Source organism: Gordonia sp. JH63, assembly GCF_009856645.1.
GTDB classification, from domain to species: Bacteria; Actinomycetota; Actinomycetes; order Mycobacteriales; family Mycobacteriaceae; genus Gordonia; species Gordonia hongkongensis.
Genome location: NZ_CP047235.1, coordinates 1,095,673 through 1,116,681 on the forward strand (window position 1 = coordinate 1,095,673; position 21,009 = coordinate 1,116,681).

5 protein-coding genes are annotated in these 21,009 nt (G+C 70.6%); 3 read left to right on the forward strand and 2 right to left on the reverse strand.

Features of this window, described 5'->3' with window-relative positions; translation table 11 throughout:
• Positions 1-77: 77 nt before the first annotated feature.
• Genes GR168_RS04980 through GR168_RS04990 form a run of 3 tightly spaced genes read left to right on the forward strand, consistent with a single transcriptional unit; the run spans position 78 to position 17,352 of the window.
• Entirely contained in the window at positions 78-14,978 is a 14,901-nt protein-coding gene (locus GR168_RS04980) for a non-ribosomal peptide synthetase (protein WP_159370186.1), read from the forward strand.
• Positions 14,972-15,595, forward strand: a complete 624-nt coding sequence (locus GR168_RS04985) for a low molecular weight phosphotyrosine protein phosphatase (RefSeq protein WP_238995022.1) — start codon at positions 14,972-14,974, stop codon at positions 15,593-15,595. Before GR168_RS04980 ends, GR168_RS04985 begins: the two co-directional genes overlap by 7 nt.
• Entirely contained in the window at positions 15,592-17,352 is a 1,761-nt protein-coding gene (locus tag GR168_RS04990) for a DUF4012 domain-containing protein (protein ID WP_159370187.1), read from the forward strand. The genes GR168_RS04985 and GR168_RS04990 overlap by 4 nt, the downstream gene beginning before the upstream one ends.
• Positions 17,353-17,826: 474 nt before the next feature.
• On the opposite strand, the gene GR168_RS04995 is transcribed toward GR168_RS04990, so the two are convergent.
• Both GR168_RS04995 and GR168_RS05000 read right to left on the reverse strand, forming a co-directional pair.
• Positions 17,827-19,086 carry an HNH endonuclease signature motif containing protein gene (locus tag GR168_RS04995; RefSeq protein WP_159370188.1) on the reverse strand — a complete coding sequence of 420 codons (1,260 nt, stop codon included), beginning with the start codon at positions 19,084-19,086 and terminating at the stop codon, positions 17,827-17,829.
• An 881-nt stretch (positions 19,087-19,967) separates the two neighbouring features.
• On the reverse strand, positions 19,968-20,942 hold the full coding sequence (locus GR168_RS05000) for a 1,4-dihydroxy-2-naphthoyl-CoA synthase (protein WP_159370189.1): 975 nt from the start codon (positions 20,940-20,942) through the stop codon (positions 19,968-19,970).
• Between the last annotated feature and the right edge of the window lie 67 nt (positions 20,943-21,009).

The window sequence follows — 21,009 nt, forward strand, 5'->3', positions numbered from 1 at the left end:
ACCGGGGGGATCAGACGGTCGGCCCGGCCCGTGAGCCCGGGTCTGCCCGGCCGTGGCTGTGAACGCCGGGACATCGTATGAACAATTCGTCCAACCCGGAGGTCGCGGCACCGGACGCCCCGCGTCGTTTCACCCTCAGCGCGGCCCAGCGATCGCTGTGGTTCACCCAGCAGGCGGCGCTCGATGTGCCGATCAACGTCGCCCAGTACGTCGAGATCGACGGTCCCATCGACGCCGAGCTCTTCGTGCGGGCGACCAGCACGGTGGTGCAGCGCGCGCAGTTCACCCAGCTCCGGTTCGTCGACACCGAGGACGGGCTGGTCGGCGTGTACGACCCCGCCCTGCACTACTGGGCCGACATCATCGATCTCCGTGACCGGCCGGACCCGCGCGCCGTCGCCGAGGAGATGATGGCGCAGGACTATTCGCGACCCCTCGACCCCCGGGTGGACCGGACCGCACGCGGGTGCCTGTTCCGGCTGTCCGACGACAAGGCGCTGGTCTACAACCGCGGTCATCACCTGCTCTCGGACGGGATGGGCGGCAAGGACCGGATGGTCGAGGCCCTCGCGGCCTATCACGCGGCGGTCACCGGCGAGCCCGCGCCGCCCCAGAAGCCGGTCGACCTGGACCTTCCGGCCCGCGCCGACGCCGAGTATCGCCAGTCGAAGCGCTTCGCCACCGACCGCGCGTACTGGCGGGAGAACATGGCGGGCGTGGGGATCGCCGCGACCCTGGCGCACCGCCCGGGGCGTCCCGCAGCCGTTGCCAGACGCGTCGCCTCCGCGGTGCCCGCCGACACGATGGCGCGGTTACGTGCTGCCGCACAACGCGGTTCGACGATCCTGCCCAACGTTCTCGTCGCCGCCTTCGCGGCCTATTTGGGCCGCGCGGCCGCGCAGGGCGACGAGGTGATCTTCCAGTTCCCGGTCGCCGCGCGCACGACCGCGGCGCTGCGTGCCACCCCGCTCCCGGTCGCCAACATCGTGCCGCTGCGCACCGGGGTCACCGGATCGGGCAGCGTCGCCGACGCGCTCGCGTCCACCCAGGCGGCGCTCATGGGCGCGCTGCGGCACCAGCGCTACCGCGGCGAGGACATCTGGGCCGACCTCGCCGCCGACGAATCCTCCGGGGCGACACCGCGCACGGCGGCTCAGGAACGCTCCGGCCCGATGCTCAACCTGATGCTGTTCGACCGCGAATTCCCCTGCGGCGAAGCACGAGCCACGTTTCACATCCTGACCGTCGGCCCAGCCGACGACCTGACGATCAACATCTACCCGGTACCCGGCGAGGATCAGGATTCCTCGCTGATGATCGGCGTCGAGGCGAACCCCAACCGATACGACGACGCGGAGGTCGCCGGACACCACGGGCAGTTCCTGTCGATGCTCGACACGTTCGCCGATGCGCTCCTCCGGGCGCCGGACACCCGCGTCGACGACCTGCCGCTGCGTTTCTCCGACACCTCGGCCGGAGAGGCGCGTGAGCTGCCGGCGAACGAGGCGCCGGACGCGGGCACCGTCTGGACGGCCCTCACCGACGTCGCGCTGCGGCACCGGCGTGATCCCGCCGTCGAGATCTCTGGAACATCCTCGGACGCAACGCTGCTGACCTTCGAACAGCTGCACGCGCGGGCTCGCGATCTCGGCGCCCGGTTGCGCACGCTCGGAGCGCGACCCGGCTCGGCGGTCGGCGTCTTGGTCGGGTCGGACGCGGACCGGGTGCTGTCGTGGTGGGCCGTCGCGGCGACAGGGGCCGCCGTGATCCTGCTCGATCCCGCAGCACCGCACTCGGTGCCGCCGGATGTCCCTGGGGTGTCCGGCGTGCTGGTGATCGCCGACGACGATGCGGACGTGCCGGCCGGCGTCCGCGCGGAGGACGTGCACACGCTGGCCGGACTGACCGGGGTCGCGCCGTCGGCGGAGCCCGCGTCGCCCCGTCCGGAGGACACCGCCTGCTTCGTCGCCGGCGCCGAGGATGTGGTCGCACTCCCGCAGCGGGCCGTGGCCGCGCTCATCGTTGACGGCCTGTTCGCGCCGGAAGCATTCGGCCACAACGTATCCGACGCGGAACAAGGACAGCTCGCGGTCACGGCGCCGAAGGCCTCCTGGGCGGCCCACCTCGAGATCGTCGCCGGTGCCGCCCACGGGTTGCGGCTCGTCGAGCCCGACGCCGCCGGCGTGACGCACCGGATCGTGCCCTCCGGGCTGCTCGTCGACGACCCGGGGCACGGCGCCGCGACGACGGTGCTGATCGTCGATGCCGGCGCCGCGCCGGCGCCGGCCGTCCGACACGCCGCCGGCCGCGATGTGCGGGCCGGCTACAGCCCTCGGGGCGTGCTGGGCCCCTACACCGCAGCGAACCGGGTCCGTTCCGACCAGCCGATCGACCGGCCCCTCCCGAGCGGACACCCGCGCGACGGCGTCGGCATCGCGATCCTCGACCACCGTCTACGACCCCTGCCGCCCGGCATCACCGGCGACGTGTACGTCGTGGGAAGCGTTGTGCCACAGTACTTCGCCGAGGAAGGCTCGCGTACTTCGACGACGCTCGTCGCCTGTCCGTGGCATCCCGGCCGGCGCATGCTGGTCACCGGCGACCGCGGGCACCGCGAACCGGGGACGGGACTTCTCGTCGTCGATCACCGCGCCGGCGAGATCGTCGAGATCGACGGCATCCGAGTCGATCTCGCGCTGCTCGAACGTGCCGCCACAGAGGTCCCCGGTGTCGCGGCCGCGACCGCGACCGTACTCGGCGACAGCGACGGGCTCGGGCTCGGACTCGTGCCCGCCCGTTCCGCGTCGTCGGCGGCGACCGAACCGACTTATCCGCAACGGATTCGGGCGGCGGTTCGACGCCGGGTCAACTCGGAACTCCCGGCGGTGCTGTGGCTCCGCCGGGTCACGATCCTGGATGCGGTACCGCTCGACGGGTTCGGCGGCGTCGACCGGTCTGCCGCCGCCGGGCTGATCGCCGCGGCGCCCGAAACGCCCGCCGCGCGCCGCCGTCCGTCGACGCCGGTCGAACGCGCCGTTGCCGACGCGGTGACGTCCGTCCTCGGCGTGCCCGAGCCGTCCCTGGACGACGAACTGGTCCAGCTCGGCGCCACGTCACTGGGATTCATGCGACTGGCCACGCACCTCGGTGACACCTTGCAGGTCGTCGTCAGCGTGCGCGATCTCGGTGATGTCACGACCCTCGCCGAACTCGCCGCCGTCCTCGAGGCCTCCGCGCCGCGCCGCGCCGCGCCCGGTGATCCCGCGGGCACCGTCCGCTACCGGCCGACCCGCGCGCAGCAGGAGATCTGGCTGCTCAATCGCGCCGACCGGCAGGCGACCGTTTATCACCTGCCGGTGCATGTCGTTCTCGCCGAGGATATCTCGGCCGAAGTCGTCCGCGCCGCACTCATCGACGTCGCGGCGCGGCACGAGGCGCTGCGGACCGTGTACCCCGACAACGGCGGGGAGCCGGTCGCGGTCGTCCGCGGAGTCGACGAGGCGAGTGTGGCCGCGCCGATGACCGCGGCCACCCTCGACGCGACCGGCATCGACCTCGCCGTCGCGGCCCCCTTCGACCTGACGGTGGACCTGCCGTGGCGTGCGGTCGTCGACGAGACCGGCGAACGGACCGAGCTCGTACTCGTCGCCCACCACATCGCGATCGACGAGTGGTCGCTGCACACCGTCGTCGACGACTTCGCGCATGCACTGCGTGCTCGTCTCGACGGTGCGACTCCGGTGTGGACCGAGGACGCGGTGGCCTTCAGTGCCGCGCTGTCCGCGCGGCCGGCCGCGGTGGATGCGGCGGCCGAGGTCTATTGGGCGAAGACATTGCGGGAGGCCCCTTCTCGCATCGTGCTGCCGGAGCCGGCGCAACCGGTGCCGGCGGGACTCACCTCCGGCCCGGCGACCGTCCTGCGTCGTGACGTCGACCGCGGGGCCCGGGACCGTGCCGCTGCTCGTGCACGCGAGTCCGGGACGACGCTCAACACGATGCTGTGCGTGGCGCTCTCGGCCGTACTGGCCGAGTACTCGGATTCCGACGACTTCGTGCTGTCGGTGCCGGTCTCAGGGCGATTCACCACCGAGGAACTACGCCCGGTCGGCATGTTCGTCGAGACGGTGCCGGTGCGGATCACCGGGGTGCGGCGCAGCAGCGTTGCGGAGGCCCTCGCCCGCGTGGGCGCGGGCCTGACGGCGGCGATCACCCACGCCGACGCGGCACCGACGGGGCTCGCCGATGTCATCTTCGCCTTTCACGCCTCCCGGCCCGACGTCGCCGACCCGGCGGTGTTCGCCGAGGTCCAGACCTTGTCCGCCGGCCAGGCGCGAACCGCGTTGGAAGTAACCGTCTTCGACGAACCGGACGGGTTGTCGGTCGCGCTGACCGTCGCCGAACGCCGGGTCGACACGATGGCTGCCGGCCACCTGCTCGACCGATTCGTCGAGACGGTCGCCGCGCTCGGTGTCGCGACGCACGACTCGGTCGTCGCGGGGTGCATCCCGGTTCCCGCCGACCGGGCGCTCTCCAACCGCAGCCGCCGGACCGCTCCCGTCGACCCGATCGATGCCCTGCGACGCCGTGCGCAGGCGAAGCCGGACGCCGCCGCGGTGATAGACGACGACGCGACTCTGACCTACCGGGATCTGCTCGGTCGCGCCGAGGCCCTCGCGAACACGTTGCGGGAGAACGGGGTACAACCGGGTGACCGAGTCGCGCTGTCGCTGCCCCGGAGCGCCGAGGCCGTGATCGCGATCGTCGCGGTGCTCTTGGCCGACGCGGTGTACGTGCCCATCGAACCCGACGATCCGCCGTCGAGGACGGAGCTGATCGTCGACGCCACCGCTCCCGTCGCGGTCATCGAAGCCGGGCCGGCGGTGCGCGCCGTCGCGACGGGCGAACGTGCACAACCGGTTCCGGGTGGCGCCTACGTGATCCACACCTCCGGCTCCACCGGTGTCCCGAAAGCCGTACTGGTGACCCGCGCGAATCTGGCGGCCATGCTCGGCGCCGCGCTGGACACGATCGCCGCGTCCGACGACGACGTGTGGAGCTGGGTGCACTCCTACGCGTTCGACTTCTCCGTCTGGGAGATCCTGGGGCCGTTGGCCTCCGGTGGTGTGGTCGTCGTGCTGGAGCGCGCCACTGTGCTCGACCCGCGCTTGCTGGCGGCGGCGATCGACCGGTACGGGGTCACCGTCTGCTCGCAGACCCCGACGGCGTTCGGCAACCTCATCGACCCGACGGTGGCGGCCGTCGCCCCGGACGCCGGATCAACCGCGTTGCGCGCCGTCGTCTTCGGTGGCGAACCGTTGTCGCCGGGGCTGTTACGGGAGTGGTCGGCCGCGCATCCGGACGTCCGGCTGGTCAACATGTACGGCATCACCGAGACGACCGTGCACCTCACGGCGGTCGACGTCGACGTCGACGACGCCCGCAGCGACATCGGTGTCCCGCTCGACGGCGTCTCGACGGCGATCCTGGGGCGAGACCTCCGCCCGGTTCCGGTGGGCGCCATCGGCGAACTGTACGTGAGCGGCGATCAGGTCACGCTCGGCTATCACAACGCCCCGGCCACGACCGCCGTGCGATTCGTCGCCGACCCGCGCGGCACCGGCCGCCGGATGTACCGTACCGGCGACCGCGTACGCGAGATCGCCGGCGGCCGCATGGTCTATCTCGGCCGCAGCGACGACCAGGTCCAGATCCGCGGGCATCGCATCGAACTCGGTGAGATCACGTCGGTGCTGCGCGAGCACCCCGGCGTCGGTGACGCGCGCGTGCTCCTCGACCCGGGCAGCCGCCGCGGCGAGGAACGGCTGCTCGCATTCGTCACCGAGGACGGCCTCGCCGACTTCGATGTGCTGGACGCCCTCTCCGCGGAGCAGATCCTCGTGTCCTGTGCGAACAGGCTCCCGGCGCACATGATCCCGGCGCGACTCGCGATCGTCGACGGCTGGCCGATGACCCCGACCGGCAAACTCGACCGCCACCGGCTCACGGGCCTGCTGCCCGAGGTGCCGGCGGGATCGACCCGAGCACTGACACCGGCCGAGCAGACCGTTGCCGACGCCATGCGTGCCGTGATCGGCACGGATGCCGTGCTCGCCGCGGACACCAACTTCTTCGCGACCGGAGGGACGTCGCTGTCGGCAGCGCGACTCGCGGCCACGCTGACGGGCACCGGCGACCATGTCTCCGTCGCCGATGTGTTCGCCCACCCGACGGTGGCCGCGCTCGCCGCGCACATCGAGTCCGCGGCGAGTGCCGGACGCATGACGGCCGACGCCGCCCGGGCCGGTCTCACCGACTTCGCGGCCGCTGACGGGGTGGATCTGCCGCTCACCCCCGAGCAGATGGATCTGTGGCTCCGGTGGCGCACCGAGCCGGACTTCACCGGGTATCTGATGCCGCTCGCCCTCCCCGTCGACGCTGGCCCCGACGAGCTGCGCCGAGCCCTGCTCGCGATCGTGACGCGGCACGACGCGTTGTGCACCGTGTTCCCCTCGGGTCCCGACGGCCCGGTGCAGCGTCGCCGTCCCGACTCCCAGGTCGCAGGTGTACTGAGAGCGCAACTGGCGGAGTCGGTCTCGGTCGCAGACGTCGACTCGGTCGACACCGCGCTGGGTTTGCTGCACACGCCGATCGACCTGGCCGCCGAACTGCCCTGGCGGGTACGGATCTGCGTGGCGGACGGGCAGACCTGGCTTCTCGTCGTCGCGCACCACATCGCGGTCGACGGCGAGTCGTTCGGCATCCTGTTCGCAGAGCTGCGATCCGCCCTGTCCGGAACCCTCTCGGCGCCCGCCGATGTCGACTACCAGGAGTACTCGGCGTGGCGAGCCGGGTCGTTGGCCGCCCGGCGGACCGAGCTCGTCGCGCACTGGGTCTCGGCGTTCGATCGTGCCGTCGAACCGCTGCGCCTCCCCGAACTGAACCCGGCGGCCCCGCGTCCGTCCGCGCGGGAACGAGCGGTGGTGCACCGTGCGCTCCGGACGCTCGACCGCACTGAGACCGGAGCACTCGACGAACTGGCGGTGGCCAGACACAGCACTCCGTTCATCCTCGTGCACACCACGCTCGCGGCGGTGTTGACAAGGCAATCCGACGCCGAGGTGGTCACGATCGGCACCGCCCTGTCCGGGCGGATCGACCCGCGCCTGGTCTCCGTGCCGGGACTGTTCGCCCGTGCCGTACCCCTGCACACCCCGATCGACGTCGACCTACCGTTCGTCGACCTCCTGGCCTCGGTCACCGAGGTCGACCTCGGCGCGTTCGCGCACGCCGACCTCCCGCTCACCGAGATCACCGAGATCGCCGATCCCGGTCGGGTCAAGGCGGGCACCCCGCTGTTCGAGGTCTCCCTCGGCGCCGTCCCGGACGAGCTGGTGGCGGCGAGTCCGGCTGCGGCAGCGAGCGTCCCGTCGGACGCGAGTGCCTTCGGGGGAGTGCCGCTGTTCGGTGTGGACGTGTCGATGTACCGCCGGGACGGTGCGCTGCATCTGATGATGACGTGCACGGATGCGGTGGCGAGTGCCGCGAGACTGGACGCTCTGTGCGACCTCGTCGTCGAGACGATCCGGCGCGGGGTGCGCGAACCGAACCGGACGGTCGCGGCGCTGCTCGCCCCGTCGGACCCGACGTCGGTGCCGGACATCGCGCCGGAGAATCGGATTCGCGAGTTCGAGACGCTCGACGAGCTGCTGACCGGTGGGCTCGCTGACGATCCGGATGCGATCGCGGTCGTCGACCGGCGCCATCCGGTGCCCGGGCCGGGTGTCTCGCTCACCAATTCCGACCTCGACCGGCTCGCGACGTTCACGGCTCGCTCGCTCATCGAGGCGGGAATCGGTCCGGGGGACGTGGTGGTCGCCCTGCTGCCGCGCTCGGTCTTCGGCGTGCTCGCCACGGTCGCGGTCGCCCGCGCGGGCGCAGCGTTCGTGAACGTCGATCCGGCCGACCCAGCGGGGCGCCGGCAGATGATCATCGAGCGGTGCCGACCGCGTGCCGTTGTCACCCTCGCGGCGACCGCGGAATCCGTGACCGGCGGCATCCCGGTGCTCGCCCTTGACGAGTTGCTCGCCCGACATACCGATTCCGTTGCGAATGCGCCGGATTCGCTGCCGTTCGCCGCCGCCGAGCGGGTGCGCCCGCTGTCGGTGGACGACGTCGCCTACATCACCTTCACCTCGGGGACGACCGGACTGCCCAAGGGTGTGCAGGTGACCCATCGGGGCCTCACGGACTGGGCGCGCGACACCGTGGCCCGATTGCGGCTCGACTCGTCGGACGCGGTGTTGCACACGTATGCAACCGGATTCGACGCCCACCTGATGGGGCTCGTGCCCCCGCGGGTCGCCGGCGCCACGATCGTCGTGTGCCCGCCCGATGTCATCGCCGCGGACGAGCTCGCCGAGTTCGTCGACGCCGAACGGGTCAGCGTCCTGCTGACCACCCCGTCGGTGCTCGCGACCCTGCGGCCCGACGAACTCCCCGGTGTTCGTCACGTGGCGGTCGGCGGTGAACCCCTCGGCGCCGGGCTGGTCCGGGAGTGGACGGCCGGCCACACGCTGAGCAACGAGTACGGCCCGACCGAGGCGACCGTGGCGGTGAGCAGCGCGCGGTACACGGCGACTCCGGGCGGACCGATTCACATGGGCGCGCCGCTGGTGGGTGTGGGGATGTATGTGCTCGACCGTGCGCTGCGACGGGTGCCCGACCACACCGTCGGCGAACTGTACCTCTCCGGGAACTGCCTTGCCCGAGGGTATCTCGACGACCCGGCGACGACGGCCGGGGCGTTCGTCGCCGACCCGTTCAGCGCCGGCGGGCGGATGTACCGGACCGGTGACCTCGTCCACCGTCGTCCCGACGGCACGTTCGTGATCCACGGTCGCACCGACGATCAGGTGAAGATCCGCGGCGTGCGGCTGGAGCCGGGTGAGGTCGATGCGGCGCTGTCGGGGCTGCCCGGCGTGGCGACCTCGGTGACCGCGACGAGGACCACCCCGGCGGGCGAGAAGATCCTCGTGTCGTGGGTCGTGGTCGACGGAGACGATGCGGAAGTGGCCGACCTGCCTCGTCAGCTCGCGCACCTGTTGCCGCGCAGCATGATCCCGAGTGCGATCGTCGGTGTCCCGGCGTTGCCGTTCGGACGCAACGGGAAGATCGACGTGGCGGCGCTGCCCGATCCCGATTTCGCCGGTGCGGCAGCGGGTTCGGATGTCCGCCCCGGGCGGCCGCCGTCGGGGGCCACCGAGGAACTGGTGACCGCGGTGTGGGCGGAGGTCCTCGACCGTCCCGTTCAGTCGCTGGACGCCGATTCCGATTTCTTCACCGAGGGTGGTACCTCGCTGTCGGCCACGCAGGTGACGTCGAGGCTGACGGCGGCGACCGGTGCGGACATCGGGGTCCGCGAGATCTTCGAAGCACGCACGGTCGCGGGAGTCGCGCGACGTGTCGACGAACTGCTGGCCGGGCCGGGTGATACCGGCGCCGGAAGCGGAGTGGAGTCCGGCGCGGCACCCACCCGACTCCCGGTGCCGGAGTTCCTGCCGCTCGCATATCCGCAGCGCCGCATGTGGATTCACCATCAGTTCGATCCGCGTTCGACGGCTTACCATGTTCCGCTCGTGTTGCGGATGAGTGGCCGTGTCGACCTCGCCCGCCTGCGGAAGGCGGTCGACGAGGTGGTCGCGGCTCATGCCGTCCTCCGGACGGTCCACCCGGATTCGCCGTCGGGTCCACGGCAGCGCCGGATCGAGCATCGGAGTCCGGTGCTACGGCATCGCCTCGTCGACGCCGCGACGGGTCCCGAGGGTCTCCGTCGTGACATCGACGACTTCCTGCGCCGGCCGTTCGATCTGGAGTCCGAGACCGGGTTCCGGGCCGCGGTCTTCGAGCTCGACTCGGCGGAGGATCCGCACACCCATCTGGCGGTGGTCCTGCATCACGTCGCGATCGACGGGTGGTCGATCCGGGTGCTGCTCACGGACCTGCTCCGTGCCTACGACGGCCAGCGGCTCTCGGTCCCCGCCGACGAGGCGTTCACCTATGCCGACTTCACGCAGTGGCAGATCGCCCGCCTCGGCGACCCGTCCGATCCGCGCAGCAGATACGCACGGCAACTGCGTTTCTGGACGTCGACGCTCGCCGATGCCCCCGGCCCGCTCCGGTTGCCGGGAATCGCGGACACCGGCGGTCGGCCGCGCGACGCTGCGACCGGGCGGTTGTCGGCGTCGATCGTCGGCACGGATTCACTGCACCAGACCGCGAAAGCGATGTCGGCGAGTGTGTTCCAGGTGGCGCACGCCGCGCTCGCGACGGTGTTGGGCCGGTGGACCGGTGAGTGGGACCTGCTGATCGGCGTGCCGGTGCACGGCCGGCACGCGCCGGAGTGGGAGTCGGTGGTCGGCATGTTCGTCAACACCGTGGCCCTGCGGACACGGCTGCATCCGGGGCTCCCGATCCGCGAGGCCGTCGTGCGGGCTCGCGATGCCGCCCTGGCCGCCCAACCGCACAGTGAGGTCCCCTATGAGGACGTCGCCCGTATGGTCCGTCCCGACGGCCGGGAGGCCGGGGACCCGCTGATCTCGGTACTGCTGGTCAACCAGGACGTCGTGCCCCAGTCCTCCGGCGAGGTGGTGCTGGGCGGAGCGTCGGCGGGTGGCCCGGGTCCCGAGGCGGATGCCGTGATCGCCAGGCTGGTCCCGGAGTACACCGCGACCGTGGACGCCAAGTTCGACGTCGAGGTCGTTCTCGCCGAACGCGACGACGAGTTGCACATCACGGTGGTGCACTCCGCCGCCGTCCCGACCGTGGTCGCGCAGGCGCTTCTCGACGACTTCCGCAGATCGGTCGTCGCGGCGGCAACCGATGCCGATCAGCCGTTCCCGGAGGTCGACGGTCCGACCGTCGACATCGTTGCGGCCGAACGGGTATCGGGCACCGCGGTGGCGCCGGCTGGTGCCGGGGCGCCGTCGCATGCGGTGTCCTCGGCTCCACTCGTCGCGGCGATCGCCGACGCGATGGCCGAGGTGCTGGAGGTCTCACCGGGTTCGGTGGGGGACGCCGACGACTTCTTCACGATGGGCGGTACCTCACTCTCGGCGACACGGGTGACCTCCGCGCTGGGGCGCCGGCTCGGCGTCCGCGTGCCCACCCGGTTGCTCTTCGAGAACCCCAACCCGGTCGCGCTCGCGCGGGCGGTGACCGAACTCCCCGCGGAGGGGACGGATGCGGGAGGCGGCGCGCCGGCCGGCGCGTCGGAGTCCGACCTCGGCGACCTCCCACTCGCTCCGACGCAGCGCCGGATGTGGGTGGGCGCGCAGATGCTCGGAGCGGTGCCGATCTACGCCGTGCCCGCGGTGGTGCCCGTGCCGCCCGGAACCGACGAGTCCGCGGTCATCGGCGCGGTCGAGGCCCTCGTCGACCGCCATCCCGCGCTCCGTACCCGGTATCTCACGACACCTGACGGTCCCCGGCAGCGTGTTCTCGACGCCTGGCGCCCGTCCCTGCGGCGGGTGGGTGCGGCCGAGCTCACGACGCCCGCGGGGATCGGGATGCTCGGGGAGGCTTTCGATCTCACCGGTGAGCCACCGGTCCGGGTGTGGCTGGTCATCGGCGACGATCAGGTGACCCCGGTGGCGGTCGTGGTGATCGCGCACCACATCACCATGGACGGTGAATCCGCCGGCATCGTGCAGCGTGAGCTCGCGTCGCTGCTGGCGGGTCTCGACCTCGGCCCGGCGCCGACGGGTTTCGCGGCGGTCGCCCGGCAGATGGCGGCCGACGACGAGCGATCCCGGGTTGCACTGATGGACTTCTGGCGGCGCGCGCTCGAGGGGCACAGCGGCGAGCTCGACCTCGCCCAGCGCCGCCCCGTCGTTCGGGACCTGCGGACCTCGACGACCGAGTATCTGCTGGAAGATGCGATGGGACAGGCAATTCCGGCGGCCGCGCGCCGGTCGTCGGCGAGCGAGTTCCACATCCTGCACGCGGCGCTGGTGCTGGCCCTCGCGGTGCAGTCGGGGTCCGATGACATCGCGCTGGCCACGCCCGCCTCGATGCGCCGCGACTCCGACACCGCCGGCACGGTCGGCATGCTCATCTCCACCGTCGTGTTACGCACCCGGATTCGCCCCGGCATGACCGTCGGCGAGCTGATCACGGCGGTCCGCGACGACGACCTGGCGGCGCTCGATCATGCTGCGATCGCCTTCGACGATGTGGTCGCCCTGATCGATGCGCCGCGCGTCCCCGGGCGGCATCCGCTGGTACAGGTGGCGTTCTCGGTGGCCGATCCGGAGATGCCCGGGCCCGACCCGGCAGACACCGGCGCGCCGACGTGGATGTCGCCGCGCAGCGAGTTCGACATCCACGTCGAGGCGGTGCCCGACGCCGGCGCCTGGCGGTTGCGGGTCCACCACGGCCGGGAACTGTTCGACGAGGGCACGATCCGCGCTCTCGGCGAGCGAGTGGTCGCCGCGGTCGCCGCCGTCGTGGGAGAGCCGTCACGTCGCCTCGCGGCCATCGAGCCGCTGACCGGCGCCGAACGACGCTTCGTCGCCGACCGGGCGCGGGCGTCCTCGACGACGGGGGCCGAACCGCTGCTGGCCGAGCTGTTCACGACGGCTGTCGCGGCGTACGGCGACCGTCTCGGCATCGCCGACGAGCACCGGTCCCTGACCTACCGCGAATTCGACGGGTGGGTCTCGGTGACCGCCCGCGCGATGCGACGTCGCGGGCTCGGTGCCGGTGACGCGGTGGCCGTCGTGGTGCCGCGGTCGATCGAGTCGGTCGTCGCCATCTGGGCGGTGAGCCGGATCGGCGCGGTGTGCGTACCGGTTGACGTCACCTACCCGACGGCCCGGATCGACCACGTGGTCGCCGGCGCGTCCGCGAGTGTGATCACGCCCGCCGACATCCCCGCACAACCGACGGAACCCGTTGTGTCCGAACCCGTCACACCGGTGTCGCGCGACGCGCTGGCCTACGTCATCACCACGTCGGGTACCACCGGGACCCCGAACATCGTCGGGGTCACCCATCGCGGTGTACACCGCGTGGCCTCGCTCGGCGACGTCGAACCAGACGACCGCGTCGGGATGGCCATCAGTCCGGGATTCGACGCCACGTTCCACGACATGCTGTTGCCACTCGCCGCCGGCGCCACCCTGGTGGTGGTCCCGGCCGGGATCACCGGCGGGGACGACCTCACCCGGTTCCTCGACCGCACCGGGGTCAGGGTCTTCACGGCGACGCCTTCGGTCGTCCGCACACTGCGACCGGCGGCGATCGGTGCGCTGCGCCTGGTGTACATCGGCGGCGAGGCGCTCTCGGCCGATCTGGCCGCGGTGTGGTCGGAGCATGCCCAGGTCCTCAACATCTACGGCCCCACCGAGACGACGGTGACCGTGTCCACCAGTGCATACCGGCGCGGCGACCCGATCCGGCTGGGGCATCCGCGCCCGGGCATCGGCGCCGAGGTGCTCGACGCCCAGCTGCGCCACGTCCCGCCGGGTGTCGTCGGCGAGTTGTACATCGGCGGAACCGGGGTCGCCCGTGGCTATCTCGGTGACCCGGCGCTCACCCCTGCGACGTTCGTCGCCGGCGCCGACGGCGTGCGCCGCTACCGCACCGGGGACCTGGTGCGGTGGGATCGCGACACCGGCGAGCTGGTCTACGTCGGCCGGGCGGACCGTCAGGTCAAGATCCGGGGTCAGCGGGTGGAACCCGCCGAGATCGACGCGGTGATCGTGCGGGCGGGCGCCGAGCGCTCGGTGACCGTCCTGCGGCCGGGTCCGGTCGGACCAGCGCTCGTGTCCTATGTGGTGGCACCGTCGGTGCCGGCCACCGAGCTCCGGGCCGAGTGCCGATCGTCGCTGCCGCGGCACATGGTGCCGAGCCGGATCGTCGTACTCGACGACCTGCCGCTCAGCGGCGCGGGCAAGATCGACGTACGCCGACTGCCCGAACCGGCTTGGTCGGAGTCCGTGCGCGAACCGGGAACCGCCACCGAGGCAGCGGTTCTCGACGCCTTCCGGGCCGTGCTGGGCGACGCGGCGGCCGGTCCGCACGCGGGCGCAGACGGTGCCGGGACACCCATCGGCATGGACGACGACTTCTTCGCCGCCGGTGGGCATTCGCTCGCCCTGCTGCAGTTGCGGGACGAACTGGCCCGCCGGACGGGCCGGGTCGTCGACGCGGCGGAACTCTTCGGTCATCGCACCCCGGCCGAGATCGCACGGCTGCTCGACGACCCGGAAGGCGGCGTTAGCGGCCGACGCGTCGTGCCGCTGTCGCCCGACGGCACCGGCCGACGACCCGAGATCTGGTGTGTGCACACCGCGACCGGGATCGTCGAACCGTTCCGGGCGCTGGGTGACTCCCTGCCGTCGGCATCGGTGTTCGGCCTGCAACTGCCCGAACTCGTACTCGCCGAACGGGATCTGCCGACGACCATCGAGGGCATCGCGGCACTGCACGTCGAGGCCATCCGGGCGACTCAGCCGCAGGGTCCGTATCGGGTCGTCGGCTGGTCCGTCGGAGGTGTCGTCGCCCACGAGATCGCACGCCGGCTCGTCGAACTCGGCGAAGAGGTCGCGCTGCTGGTGCTGCTCGACGCGCGGACGCCGGCCGAACTGGCCATGGTGGACGACGCGGAGCTGCGAGCCGCCGATCACCCCCTGCGTGCCCTGGCCGAGCAGCACGACGCCGACGCACTGCGGCGCTTCGAGGACCGGACGAGGGGCCTGGCCGCGGCGGCGCGCTCCTACGACCTGCGTCCGGTGGCCGCCGGTAAGGTCCTCTACGTTGCGGCGCAGGACCACCCGGACCCGGACGCCTGGACGCGTGCGGTCGATCCGGACGGACGGGCCGTCGTCGACGTGCTGCACGCCGGCACGACGCACGCAGAGCTGGGGCATCCGGACGTATTGGCGCGGGTTGCCCGCAGAATCGAGGAGGAATGGTGACCGGATCCGAAGCGGCGACGCCGCAGATGTCGATCCTGTTCGTGTGCACGGGCAACATCTGTCGTTCACCGATCGGCGAACGCGTGCTGACCGGCCTCGCCGGCCGGGCGGGTGTCCCCGTGACGTCGTCGAGCGCCGGTGTCGGAGCGCTCAACGGGCAGCCCATCCATCCGCACGCCTCCGCCGTCCTGGTCGAGAACGGTTACGACGCATCGGGGTTCGAGTCCCGGTATCTGCGTCCGCCGATGCTCACCGAGGCCGACCTCGTGCTGTGCATGAGCCGCGAACACCGTGCCGCCGCGCAGCAGATGGCCCCGGCACGCTGGAAGCGGGTGTTCACGCTGACCGAGTTCGCCGCACTCTGCGACCTCGGCCCGCTGCCGGAGATCATCGCCGGACGCGGACGCCTGGATCCGAACTCGGACCTCCTCGACATCGTCGACCCGATGGGCCGTCCGCGCGAGGACTTCGACCGGGTCTTCGCCGAGGTCGAACCGAAGGTCGAGGCGTTGGTCACGTGGCTGGCGGCGCCGGGAGCGAAGCGAGCGGGCCAATCGTCCGCCGAGCAGGCCTCCGCCACTCGAGCGGGCCGGCACGCGACGGGGGAGAGCCGATGATCCGGCGGCTGGCGGGCAACCGCGCCGTCCAGGTCGTCGCGGTGGTGCTGCTGCTCGTCGCCGCCGCGCTGATCTGGCTGGCGTACTCGGCATTCCAGGTCCGCGACGACCTGGAATCGGTGCGCGCGGATGCGAGCAGGGCCCGGGCGTTGATGCTCGACGGCGATCAGGCCGGCGCCCGTCAGGCGGCCGAGGCGGCGTCGGTGCGGGCCGAGGACGCCCAGGACCGTGCGAACGGTTTCCTGTGGTCGGCTGCTGCGGCGGTGCCGGTCGTCGGATCGCCGCTGAAGTCGGTGCAGCAGATGAGCGATGCCGTCGCGGCGCTCTCGGCCGACGTGCTGGTGCCGGCTGCCGACCTCGCCACCGTGCTCGACCCGAATCGCCTGCGCACCGGCAACACCGTGAACCTGGCACTGCTGCGGGATGCGCAGCCGGCGCTGAAGTCGGTCGCGGAGGAGTCGGCGGCCGTGGCCGCCCAGGTCTCGGCGATCGAACCGAGTTGGCTGGGCGTCGTGGCCGATGCCCGGGATCAGCTCGCCGAGCAGGTCGAGGCTGCCGACTCGACGGTGCAGGCGACGAGCATCGCGGCCGAACTCGTCCCGTCGATGCTCGGCGCCGACGGTCCGCGCAACTACTTCATGGCGTTCCAGACACCGTCCGAGGCCCGTGGCACCGGTGGCCTCGTCGGCGGTTTCGCGGTACTGAACGCCACCGGGGGCCGGGTGACCATCCCTGAGCTCGGTGCGAATTCGGAGTTCCGCGACCCGGCCACCCCGCAGATCAACCTCGGCCCCGAGTACGACGCGATCTACTCCTACTACCGCCCCTACACCGACTTCCGGAACGGCAACCTCAGCGCCCATTTCCCTGACGCCGCGCAGATCTGGCTGGCGAACTGGCGCGCCCAGACCGGCCGCCAACTCGACGGGGCGATCGCGCTGGATCCGATCGCGCTGAAGTATGTCCTCGAGGTCGTCGGCCCGGTGTCGGTGGGACGGGAGAAGATCACCGCCGACAACGTCGTCCCGATCACGCTGTCGACGGCATACCAGCGCTTCGCCGACGACAACGCCGCGCGAAAGGACTACTTGCAGGCCATCTCCCAGGCCGTGGTGAACAAACTCGTCACGTCCGGCGGCAGCACGCGGGATCTGCTCGAGGCGCTCGGTCGCGGCGTGCACGAGCGGCGGATCATGGTGTACAGCACCGATGCCGAGGATCAGAAGATCCTCGAGTCGACGAAGCTGGGTCACCAGATCTCCGACACGTCGTCGCCCTATCTGCAGGTGGCCATCGGCAATGCGTCCGGAACGAAGCTGGACTATTACCTGCGGCGCGAGATCAGCTACACCTCGGGCGGGTGCGAGGGTGACACCAGAGAGTCGACGATCACGGTGAAGCTCACCAACACCCTCGACACCACGGACACCACCGACTACGTCGCCGGCAACCTCGGGACCGAACTGTCGGTGAAGAAGGGAACCAACCTCGCCAACGTCGAGTTCCTGGCGACGAAGGGCGCGGTCCTCAAGGAGATGACCCTCGGCGAGGGCGGGGCCTTCTACGTCGAGCAGGCCCTGCACGGTCGGCCGTACTACTCGACCCGCGTGGGCATCGCACCGGGCGAGACCGCCACCATCGTGCTGAAGATCGACGAGCCGACCTCGGCACACGGGGACGCCGAGGTCCCGATCCAGCCGCTCGTCGACGACCCGACCGTCACCGTCGACGTCCCGGCGTGCGGGCCGGAGAACTGAGCACCCGGAGCTTGCGGAGGGCGCGTCCGCCCCTGCTCCCTGAGGAGCGTCCGGAGCTTGCGGAGGGCGCGTCACCCCGCTCCCTAATCCGAAGAACCACAAAACCGCTGTTCTAGGGGGTGCAAGCGATGGCCCCTTCTGCTCCCTGAGGTGCGAGGAGCGTTAGCCGCCGGGCCGAGCAAGCGACGAAGGAGCGCGTCGAGGTCGACGAGCCTCGAAGGGTTGGCGACGCAACTCGCCAGGACCCTTCGTGACGGCCTCCGCAAGCTCCGGCCTCCTCAGGGAGCAGTAGTGGGGCTCGCCCCGTGCACAACGGGTTTCTTCGTGGTCCCGACGGCCCGTCCCCGGCCGACGATCTGACCGGGAACGGAGCCGACTGGGGTGTCACTGTGGAGTTGTCAAGGGACAGATGCGATCCCGGGCGATGGCCGGGTGCGAAAAGGTGCTGCGCGAAAGTGTGTGTCGGAGGGCCGGTCAGGCTGCGTCGTCGAGTCGCATGGTGCGGCGGTTGTAGGCGGGTAGTGGTCGGCGTTGCGGATCGATGGTCGCGGGTGGGACGAGCCAGGGGTGTCGGTCGAAACCCATCACGATGTCCCAGCCGTGGTGGTGGACCTGGGTGTGGCAGCGCTGGCAGAGCAGGCAGCCGTTGTCGAGGTCGGTGGGTCCGCCGTCGGCCCACGACTTGATGTGATGCACCTGCGTATGGGACGGCGGTGCACCACATTTGACGCAGCACGTGTCGCGGACGATGATCGCTTTGCGTAAGTGTGACGGATACAACCGGCGGGTGTGACCCATCTGCAGCGGTACGCCCTCACTATCGAGGATGATCTCCGTGAGCGAGCCGTCGCACGACACCTGTTTCGCGGTGGCATGGCTGACCGATCCGGTCCACGGCAGTGTTGCGAGGTCTCCCGTGGCGGGGATGGTCAGCATCAGTTGCGTGCGTGGGCTTCCGACGGTGTTGATGCTCGCGCCGATCGCGGCTTGGTCGAGGATCAGTTCGAAGGCGTCGGCGCGGCGTTGCTCGGCGGTGCGTCGATCCTGTGCGCCGTCGGGTTCGGGCCTGGGGCAGGAGCGTTCGTCGATCATGGCCTGGAACTTCTCTCCCACGATTTGGGTGAGGTCGGCATGTACTTCGACGCGGCCGTCGTCGGTGGTGTGGGCGTTGACCGCGTTCAGCGATGGGTCGTCGGCGGCCGGTACACCGGTGTCGGCGGTGTCGGCGAGTGTGTTGCCGATAGTCCGCGCATGCTTGAACACGTCTGTCGGTGTTGCGCCCGAGAGTGCTTGGGCAATCAGTTCGATCTCATAGCGGGAGCGCTCATCCTCGGAAAGCGCCTCACCACAACGCTTGTCGATCTCATTCATGCCGCGGACGATGGCATCGACGATCTCGCTCGACAGTCGCCCGTCGGCAGCGTGACGCGCCACAGCGGGCAGAGTGGGCAGGACGTCGACACTGCGCATGGTGCGAAGAGCGGCGGCCGGTGCATGTCCTGACTCGATCAGCAGTCTCTTGGTGGTGCTACCGGCCTTCTGGGCGACGCCTAGTTCGTCGAGTTGCGCTGCGTGCGTGGCGATCTGATGATCTGCAAGGTTGCGGATCAGACGCCACGTGTCAAGGGCGTCGAATGTTGCTCTGCCCGTGGGATCGTCGGCGGGTGGGGCGGTCTCGACGAGCTGATCGAGGAGCGTGGTGAGCTCTGGCATGACTCCAAGGTACAGGAACATGGGTTCTATTTCGAGGAGTTTCCACAGGCTCGGAAATCGCGAAACTGGCTACTGTGCAGCATGTTTCGTTGATTGTGCCTCGATCGTCGTCAGTAGTCTAATCCTGTCACATACGTACCGTATTCTGTCCCAGAACGGTAGATGTGCTGCTGACCGACGACGGTCGTGTGACCGAATGTCGCGCGTCGTCCTGCTGCAGAGGTATCTGCTTGGTCAGGAAGCGGTCGATTACTCCTGAGCACAGGCGCTGCTCGTCGGGTGATTGATGGTGGACGGCCGGCCACCGAGGTGGCACGGGAACTCAACGTCCACGAGATCGCAAGGTGCCGCCCGACCGAGGCGGCGGGTGAGCGCGCGGAACGGACCAGACTGCGTGCCGAGCTCGCCGAGAGGGACCGTGACGTCGCGCTACGGAAGAAAGTTTCGGCGTACTATGCGGTGCAGCATCATCGGTGAGTCGTTCGAACTCATCGCCGCGGAGTGCCGACCACCATGTCATGAAATACGTTGCGCCGCGTATTGTTTCGCGGCCTGGAGTTTCTGCTTGTGCAGATCGGCAACGCCGCGTCGAGTTGACGCCTCGACAGCGGCGGCGCCGCGATCTGGAAGTGTCTGGCGCGCTGGCAGGCCACGCGATGCACCTACGGTTCACCGCGTACTACTGCCGCACGCCGAGGCGGGTGTGATCTCTCAGCTCGATTCGGCGGCGCCGTTCGCACCGGACCTGGTTTGGCCGCCGGTTCGATCAGGGCATCGACGGGGTCGAACCCGCTGAAGAATGATCGCCCACATCCAACATCGATCTACGTCAGACGAGCGACGCTGGTCGTCACCCGCCCTCAATGAATGCTCTGTGCGTTCGACACTCTCGGGCACCCGGCTCAGTAGTAGTACGGGTAATCGTCCCAGCGCGGGTCGCGCTTCTCGAGGAACGCATCACGCCCTTCGACGGCTTCGTCGGTCATGTAGGCCAGGCGGGTCGCCTCACCGGCGAACACCTGCTGGCCCATGAGGCCGTCGTCGGTGAGGTTGAACGCGAACTTGAGCATGCGCTGGGCCGTCGGCGACTTGCTGTTGATCCGGCGCGCCCAGTCGATCGCGGTGGCCTCCAGCTCGGCGTGCGGGGCGACGCGGTTGACCGCGCCCATCCGGTGCATGGTCTCGGCGTCGTAGGCCTCCCCGAGGAAGAAGATCTCGCGCGCGAACTTCTGCCCGACCTGCTTGGCGAGGTAGGCGCTGCCGTAACCGGCGTCGAAGGAACCCACATCGGCGTCGGTCTGCTTGAACCGGGCGTGCTCGGCCGAGGCGAGGGTCAGGTCGCACACGACGTGCAGGGAATGCCCGCCGCCGGCCGCCCAGCCGTTGACGACCGCGATCACGACCTTGGGCATCGTCCGGATCAGGCGCTGGACCTCCAGGATGTGCAGCCGCCCGCCCTCGGCCTTCACCCGCGCCGCGTCGACCGTCTCGGCGCCGGCCGCAGCGACGTCGTCATCGTGTGTCGTGGCGTACTGATAACCGCTACGCCCGCGGATGCGCTGATCGCCGCCGCTGCAGAACGCCCACCCGCCGTCCTTGGGGCTCGGGCCGTTGCCGGTCAGCAGGATCGTGCCGACGTCGGGTGACCGCCGCGCATGGTCGAGGACGCGGTACAGCTCGTCGACCGTGTGCGGGCGGAAGGCGTTGCGGACCTCGGGACGGTCGAATGCGACGCGCACGATCCCGTACTCGCGGCCCTCGCCGACGTGGCGGTGATAGGTGATGTCGGTCAGGTCCTCGAAGCCGGGCACCACCGCCCACGATGCCGGGTCGAAGGGTTGGCCGGAGGGTCCCTGGGTGTCGGGCGTCGCACTCATGGGACCAGCCTATCGACGGGGCGACCGGTCGCTCCGCACGCCTGCAAGCGTCGGATTGGTCGGAAGA

Bases quoted from the DNA above. Each gene is read 5' to 3' on its own strand.
- GR168_RS04980 (WP_159370186.1), top strand. From the start codon at position 78: ATGAACAATTCGTCCAACCCGGAGGTCGCGGCACCGGACGCCCCGCGT.
- GR168_RS04985 (WP_238995022.1), top strand. From the start codon at position 14,972: ATGGTGACCGGATCCGAAGCGGCGACGCCGCAGATGTCGATCCTGTTC.
- GR168_RS04990 (WP_159370187.1), top strand. From the start codon at position 15,592: ATGATCCGGCGGCTGGCGGGCAACCGCGCCGTCCAGGTCGTCGCGGTG.
- GR168_RS04995 (WP_159370188.1), bottom strand. From the start codon at position 19,086: ATGTTCCTGTACCTTGGAGTCATGCCAGAGCTCACCACGCTCCTCGAT.
- GR168_RS05000 (WP_159370189.1), bottom strand. From the start codon at position 20,942: ATGAGTGCGACGCCCGACACCCAGGGACCCTCCGGCCAACCCTTCGAC.